This window comes from Micromonospora sp. SD19 (assembly GCF_054462275.1).
Map to the genome: position 1 here is coordinate 1 of NZ_JBTLMN010000027.1, position 537 is coordinate 537.

The 537-nt window shown below is 68.0% G+C and carries 1 protein-coding gene; it reads left to right on the top strand.

Annotated elements, in window-relative coordinates; genetic code table 11:
• On the top strand, nucleotides 1–537 hold a 537-nt coding region (locus ACX27O_RS33050), incomplete at both ends, for a C39 family peptidase (protein WP_458940605.1).

Sequence of the window (537 nt, forward strand, 5' to 3'; positions counted from 1 at the left end):
CTCGCCTTCACCGGCGGTGCCATCGCCGGCCCCGTCACCACCGCTTTCGCCGCCCCGAACACCAGCAAGCCGGCGTCGCAGACCCAGACCGACCGCAAGCCCGCCGGTGAGCGTCAGCTCGGCGTGCGCTACGAAGCCCAGCCGAACTTCTACTACTGCGGCCCCGCCGCCGCCCGTAACGCCCTGTCCGTGCAGGGCAAGGACATCAGCGTCGACGCCATGGCCAAGGAGATGGGCACCACCGAAGCCGGCACCAACTCCATCAACGACATCACCCCCGTCCTGAACAAGGAGACCGGTAAGAACGACGCCTACCGGTCGGTGGAGATCAGCACGCCCGCCGCGGATGACAAGCAGACCGACAAGCTGCGCGCCGACGTTGTGAAGACCGTCGACGACGGCCGGGCCGTGGTCGCGAACATCGCCGGCACCACCACCGACACCGACGGTGGTATCCACTCCTTCGAGGGCGGGCACTACATCAGCGTCGTCGGCTACCGCGATGGCGGGAACGTGGTGAAGATCGCCGACTCCGCC